Here is a 6,261-nt window from a genome sequence, read left to right as displayed (position 1 = left end):
GCCGTCGAGGTCGACCTCGACGAGCACCTTCGACTCGCTGGTCTGGCGCTCGAGGCGCGCGGTCCTGCTCATGCCGGGACTCCCTGGTCGGTGCTGGTCGTGCTGCGGTGGGTGCTGCTGGTGGTCGGGTGGCGGCCCAGCGCGGCGATCAGCGCGGTGCGGAAGACCGCCATCTCGTCGGGGGTGCCGATGGACACGCGCAGCCAGCCGTCGGGGCCGGTCTCGCGGATCAGCACGCCCTGGTCGACGAGGTCCTGCCAGACGGCGTGACGGTCGGCGAAGGTGCCGAACAGGACGAAGTTGGCGTCGCTGTCGGCCACGGCGAGGCCGTTCCCGCGCAACCACGCGACGCACTCGTCGCGCTCGCGGCGCAGGTCGTCGACCCGGCCGAGCAGCTCCGGGGCGTGGCGCAGCGCGGCCAGCGCGACGGCCTGGGTGACCGCGGAGAGGTGGTACGGCAGCCGCACCACCCGGATCGCGTCGCCGATGGCCGGGTCGGCGGCGAGGTAGCCCACCCGGCCGCCGGCCAGCGCGAAGGCCTTGCTCATGGTCCGGGTGACCACGAGGTTGCGGTGCTCGGGGAGCAGCTCGAGGGCGCTGGGGGTCCCGGCACGCCGGAACTCCGTGTAGGCCTCGTCGACCACGACCAGGCCGTCGCCGGCTGCCTCGCAGAGCATGCCGACGGCCTGCGGCGGCAGGGCCGTGCCGGTGGGGTTGTTCGGGCTCGGCAGCAGCACCACCGAGGGCCGCTCGCGCTCGACGGTCGCCCGGGCGCGGTCGAGGTCGAGGGTGAAGTCCGCGGCCCGGTGCCCCTGGACCCACTCGGTCGAGGTGTCGCGGGCGTACTCGGGGTACATCGAGTACGTCGGGGCGAAGCTGAGCGCCCGGCGACCCGGGCCGCCGAAGGCCTGCAGCAGCTGGAGCATGACCTCGTTGGAGCCGTTGGCCGCCCACACCTGCTCGACACCGATCTCGAAGCCCCGCGTGGGCAGGGTGTCGCGCGAGAGGTACGCCGCCAGCGCCGTGCGCAGCGCGACGTGCTCACGGTCGGGGTAGCGGTTGAGCGAGGTGGTGACCTCGCGGACCGCGGCGGCGACGTCGTCGGCGCAGGCGTCCGAGGGGCCGTACGGGTTCTCGTTCGTGTTGAGCGCGACCGGCACGTCGAGCTGGGGAGCGCCGTAGGGCTCGATCCCGCGGAGCTCCTCGCGGATCGGGGGGAAGGTCACGGTGCCGCCTACCGGTCGAAGCGGACGCGCACGGCGGCCCCGTGGCCGGGCAGGTCCTCGGCCTCGGCGAGGGTGACCACGTGGTCGGCCACCTCGGCGAGGGCGTCGCGGGAGTAGTCGACGACGTGGACGGAGCGGGTGAACGCCCGCACCGAGAGCCCGGAGGAGTGGCACGCGCACCCGCCGGTGGGCAGGACGTGGTTGGACCCGGCGCAGTAGTCGCCGAGGGAGACCGGCGCGTGGGGGCCGACGAAGATCGCGCCGGCGTTGGTCACCCGGGCGGCCCAGGCGGAGGCGTCCTCGGTCTGGATCTCGAGGTGCTCCGCGGCGTGGGCGTCGACGACGGCCAGGCCCTGCTCGAGGTCGTCCACCAGGACGATCGCCGACTGGACGCCGGACAGCGCCGTGCGGACGCGCTCGACGTGCCGGGTGGCGAAGACCTGCTTGTCCAGCTCGACCTCGACCTCGTCGGCCAGGCGGACCGAGGGCGTGACCAGGACGGCGGAGGCCAGCGGGTCGTGCTCGGCCTGGCTGACGAGGTCGGCGGCCACGAAGGCGGCGTCCGCGGTGTCGTCGGCCAGGATCCCGATCTCGGTGGGGCCGGCCTCGGAGTCGATGCCCACCACGCCCTTGAGGAGACGCTTGGCGGTGACGGTGTAGATGTTGCCCGGCCCAGTGACGAAGTCGACCCGGGCGCAGGGCCCGGTGCCGTAGGCGAACATCGCGATCGCCTGGGCGCCGCCCACGGTGTAGACCTCGTCGACGCCGAGCAGCGCGCAGGCGGCCAGGATCGTGGGGTGCACACCGCCGCCGAACTGCTTCTGCGGCGGGGAGGCCAGGGCGATCGAGCGCACCCCGGCGACCTGCGCGGGCACGACGTTCATCAGCACGCTCGAGACCAGCGGGGCGACGCCGCCGGGCACGTAGAGGCCGACCCGGTTCATCGGGACCATGCGGTGGGTCACCCGGGCCCCCGGACCGAGGTCGGTCACGGCGTCGTGCTCGAGCTCGGCCTCGCAGGTCAGCCGCAGCCGTCGGACCGACTCCTCGAGCCCGGCGCGGATCGCCGGGTCGAGCTCGTCGAGCGCGGCCTGCGCCGCTCCGGCGGGCACCCGGACGTCGTCGGGGCGTACGCCGTCGAAGCGCTCGCAGTAGTCGAGCAGGGCCTCGAGCCCACCGGTCCGCACGCCCTCGCAGATGGCGTGCACCGCGGGCACGGCTGCCTCGACGTCGAAGTCGGCGCGCGGCACGGCGGTCCGGTAGTCGAACGGCTCGCCGGCCCCGCGGCCCGTGGTGGCGCTGCGCAGGTCGATGCGGCGGATCATGGGCCCGAGTCTACGGTCGACCGGCCCCACCCGCTGCACCGGCGGTCGGGGCCGGACGGCGCAGCAGCGCGGGCAGGTACGCCGCACCCGGCGGGTCGGCCCCGGCGGCCCGGTCCCCGGGGTTGGCCACGCCGCACCGCGCCAGCGACAGGCACCCGCAGCCGATGCAGGAGTCGAGGTCGTCGCGCAGACGGCGGAGGGCCTCGATCTGCTCCTCGAGCCGCCCGCGCCACGACGCGCTGATCCTGCCCCAGTCCGCCGCCGTGGGCGTACGCCCCCGGGGCAGCCGCTCGAGCTCGGCGCGCACTTCCTCCAGCGACAGCCCCACGTGGGTGGCGGCCCGGACGAACGCGAGCCGCCGCAGGACGCTGCGGCGGTAGCGGCGCTGGCCGCCCGGTGTCCTGGCCGCCTCGACCAGGCCCTGGGCCTCGTAGTAGCGCAGGGCGGAGGCGGCGAAGCCGCTGCGCCGGCAGACCTCGCCCACCGTGAGCTCGTCGCGACCGTCCACGGAACCTCCTCACGTCGTCGGCCTTGACCTCAAGCCGACTTCAACTTACACGATGGGCGGACCGTCCCCGTCGACCCAGGAGTCCCCGTGCCCACACCCGCCCCCGTGCCCGCTCCGCCGCCCGTCGCCCTCATCACCGGCGGCAGCGCCGGCCTCGGCCGGGCCCTCCTGGGCGCCCTGGCCGCGCGCCGCTGGACGGTGGTCACCGACGGCCGCGACCCCGCGGCCCTGGCCGCGGTCGCCGACCTCCCCGGGGTCCGCGCGCTGCCGGGCGACCTCGCCGACGCCGGGCACCGCGACCGGCTGGCCGCGGCGGCGACCGAGGCCGGGCGCCTCGACCTGCTCGTGCACAACGCCAGCACGCTGGGCCCGTTGCCGCGGCGGCGCCTGCGCGACCTCGACCCCCGCGACCTCGACGGGGTCTGGGCGGTCAACGCCGCGGCGCCCCACGCGCTGACGCGCCTGCTGGTGGACCTCCTGCGCGCCAGTGACGGCGTGCTGCTCTCGCTGTCCTCGGACGTGGTGACCGACCACCACGCCGGCTGGGGCGGGTATGCCGCGACCAAGGCGGCCCTGGACCACCTCACGCTCACCTGGGGCATCGAGGAGTCGGTCGCGGCCTACGCCGTCGACCCCGGGGACATGCGGACCCGGATGCACCAGGACGCGTTCCCCGGGGAGGACGTCACCGACCGGCCGGACCCCGCCACCGTCGTACCGGTGTTGCTGGCGCTGTTGGAGCAGCGACCGCCCAGCGGGCGCTACCGCGCCGACGACCTCGCGGCACCGGCCGGGGCGGGGGCGACCCGGTGACCCGCCTCGACGAGCGTCCGACGACCCGCTTCCCGGTGTCCGCCGCCGCGACCGCGCCGGCGCCCGCGGAGCACCGCGGGGGCGAGCGGGACCTCGTACGGCTCCTCGTGGCGCAGCCGGAGGCCGTCACCCACGCACGGTTCCGCGACCTCGCCGACCACCTCGCGCCGGGCGACCTGCTGGTGGTCAACGACTCCGCGACGATCGCGGCCGAGATCGACGCCGTGCTCGCCGGGCGCGGCCCGGTCGTCCTGCACGTCGCGTCCGGTCCGGCACCCCACGGGCCCGTGGTCGAGCTGCGCACGGCCCCGGACGCCGCCCGCCCCGTCCTGGACGCGGCCCCGGGCGACGTCGTGCGCACCGGCGGCGCACGCCTGGTGCTCCTCGGGCCGTACGCCGACGGGTCCGGGGAGCAGGCGACCCGGCTCTGGCGGGCCGAGGTCGACGGCGACCTCGCCGCCCACCTGCACGAGCACGGCCGGCCGGTGGCCTACGGCCAGCTCGACCGCCGCTACGCCCTCCCGGACTACCAGACCGTGTTCGCCCGGCGTCCCGGCAGCGCGGAGATGCCCTCGGCGGGCCGACCGTTCACCCCCGAGCTGGTCACCCGGCTGGTCCTGCGCGGCGTCGCCGTCGCCCCGATCACCCTGCACACGGGCCTGTCCTCGCAGGAGGTCGGGGAGGCCCCCGCCCCCGAGTGGTTCTCCGTGCCCGCCCCGACCGCGCGGCTGGTCGGGGCCACCCGGTCCGGTGGCGGACGCGTCGTGGCGGTCGGCACCACGGTCACGCGCGCCCTGGAGTCGGCGGTCGACCCGGACGGGCGGGTCGTCGCGGCGCAGGGATGGACCCACCGCGTCGTCACCCCGGCCGAGCCGCCCCGCGTGGTCGACGGCCTCGTCACCGGTTGGCACGACCCCCAGGCCTCCCACCTCCTCCTGGTAGAGGCGGTCGCCGGTGCGGCGCTGGCCCAGCGGGCCTACGACGCCGCCACCGCCGCCGGCTACCTCTGGCACGAGTTCGGCGACAGCGTGCTGCTCCTGCCGCACCACGGGGGTGGGCGGCAGCGGTAGGTTCGCCGCGTGCCCCCGACGCTGCCGATGTTCCCGCTGGGCTCGGTCGTCTTCCCGGGCCTGCAGGTGCCCCTGACCGTGTTCGAGGACCGCTACCGGGCACTGGTCCACCACCTGCTGCGCGTGGAGGACCCCGCCGAGCGGGTCTTCGGCTCGGTGGCCATCCGCGAGGGCTACGAGGTCGGGGACCACGGAGCCCAGTCGCTGTTCCGGGTCGGCTGCCGCGTCCGGCTCACCGACGTCGAGCCGCACCCCGACGGCACCTTCGACGTCGTGGCGGTCGGGCTCGACCGCTTCGAGCTGCACCACCTCGACACGACCGGCGAGTTCCCGGTGGGTCACGTCGAGGACCGCCCCGAGAGCACCGTCCCGGTGGCCGAGGAGCTGCTGGTGCGCGCCCGGGCCGTCTTCACCGCCTACCGCGAGGCGCTCTCGCGGATCCGCAGCGACCCGTACCAGGGCACCCTCCCCCGCGACGCGACCTACCTGTCGTGGACCCTGGCCGCCTGTGCACCGCTACCGCTCTCGGAGCGCCAGGCGCTGCTCGAGGCCGAGGACGCCGCGGAGCGTCTCGTCCTGGTCACCGACCTCCTGCGCTCGGAGCTGAAGGCGATGAACGTCATCCCGTCGCTGCCGGCCACCGACGTGGCCCGCACCCGCTGGTCGCCCAACTAGGCCCGTGGCACGCACGCGAGCCGGCCGTAGGGGCGGGGGAACCCCGGCGACGGTGCTGCTCACCGACGCCGGGGTCGACCACTCGCTGCACCCCTACGAGCACGACCCGCGCGCCGTGTCCTACGGCCTCGAGGCCGCGCAGGCCCTGGGCCTGGACCCGGCACGGGTGTTCAAGACCCTGCTGGCCGAGGCCGACGACCGGCTCGTGGTCGCGGTGGTGCCGGTCACCGGTGAGCTGGACCTGAAGGCGCTCGCCCGGGCGGTGGGCGCGGGACGCGCCCGGATGGCCGACCCCGTCGCCGCGGAGCGCAGCAGCGGGTACGTCCGCGGCGGGATCTCCCCGCTGGGCCAGCGACGCCGGCTGCCCACCGTGGTCGACGCCTCCGCCCTCGACCACGACCACGTCTACATCTCGGCCGGCCGCCGCGGGCTCGACGTCGGCCTCGCCCCGGCCGACCTGGTCCGGCTCACCGACGCGGTCGTCGCGCCCGTCGGGCGCTGAGGCGCCGCGCGGCGCCCGGTGGTCAAGGAACGAGCACGGCCCGGTGGTCGAGGAGCGAGCCCGGCCCGGTGGTCGAGGAGCGAGCCCCCGCGAGCGTCTCGAGACCCACTCCCCCGCAACCAAACCGCCGGTGGTCGAGGAG

Annotated in this window: 7 protein-coding genes; 4 read left to right on the top strand and 3 right to left on the bottom strand. The window is 76.0% G+C overall.

The window, feature by feature from the left end; translation table 11 throughout:
- Positions 1 to 68 precede the first annotated feature (68 nt).
- From ACLL9L_RS02210 to soxR, 3 genes are read right to left on the bottom strand one after another with little or no spacing between them, the layout of a single operon-like run.
- Positions 69 to 1,226, bottom strand: a complete 1,158-nt coding sequence (locus ACLL9L_RS02210; protein WP_411283010.1) for a histidinol-phosphate transaminase — start codon at positions 1,224 to 1,226, stop codon at positions 69 to 71.
- An 8-nt stretch (positions 1,227 to 1,234) separates the two neighbouring features.
- Positions 1,235 to 2,551 (bottom strand): histidinol dehydrogenase, encoded by a 1,317-nt coding sequence (gene hisD / locus ACLL9L_RS02205; RefSeq protein WP_411283009.1) that lies wholly within the window; start codon positions 2,549 to 2,551, stop codon positions 1,235 to 1,237.
- 10 nt (positions 2,552 to 2,561) lie between these two features.
- The gene (gene soxR, locus ACLL9L_RS02200) at positions 2,562 to 3,059 is read right to left on the bottom strand and encodes a redox-sensitive transcriptional activator SoxR (RefSeq protein WP_411283008.1); all 498 of its coding nucleotides are present in this window, start codon (positions 3,057 to 3,059) and stop codon (positions 2,562 to 2,564) included.
- 87 nt (positions 3,060 to 3,146) lie between these two features.
- Here soxR and ACLL9L_RS02195 point away from each other — a divergent pair, with 87 nt between their 5' ends.
- Genes ACLL9L_RS02195 through ybaK form a run of 4 tightly spaced genes read left to right on the top strand, consistent with a single transcriptional unit; the run spans position 3,147 to position 6,119 of the window.
- Entirely contained in the window at positions 3,147 to 3,872 is a 726-nt protein-coding gene (locus ACLL9L_RS02195; protein WP_411283007.1) for an SDR family NAD(P)-dependent oxidoreductase, read from the top strand.
- On the top strand, positions 3,869 to 4,942 hold the full coding sequence (locus tag ACLL9L_RS02190) for an S-adenosylmethionine:tRNA ribosyltransferase-isomerase (protein WP_411283006.1): 1,074 nt from the start codon (positions 3,869 to 3,871) through the stop codon (positions 4,940 to 4,942). Before ACLL9L_RS02195 ends, ACLL9L_RS02190 begins: the two co-directional genes overlap by 4 nt.
- Positions 4,943 to 4,951: 9 nt before the next feature.
- Positions 4,952 to 5,617, top strand: a complete 666-nt coding sequence (locus ACLL9L_RS02185; RefSeq protein WP_411283005.1) for an LON peptidase substrate-binding domain-containing protein — start codon at positions 4,952 to 4,954, stop codon at positions 5,615 to 5,617.
- Positions 5,618 to 5,621: 4 nt separating this feature from the next.
- Positions 5,622 to 6,119, top strand: coding sequence for a Cys-tRNA(Pro) deacylase (gene ybaK, locus ACLL9L_RS02180; protein ID WP_411283004.1), 498 nt, complete (start codon positions 5,622 to 5,624; stop codon positions 6,117 to 6,119).
- Positions 6,120 to 6,261: the final 142 nt, after the last annotated feature.

Origin of the sequence: Lapillicoccus sp. (genome assembly GCF_046595215.1) — a bacterium.
In the GTDB taxonomy this organism is placed as follows: domain Bacteria; phylum Actinomycetota; class Actinomycetes; order Actinomycetales; family Dermatophilaceae; genus Lapillicoccus.
The sequence above is the reverse complement of the archived record's forward strand: the minus strand, read 5'-3'. Positions and strand labels throughout refer to the sequence as shown.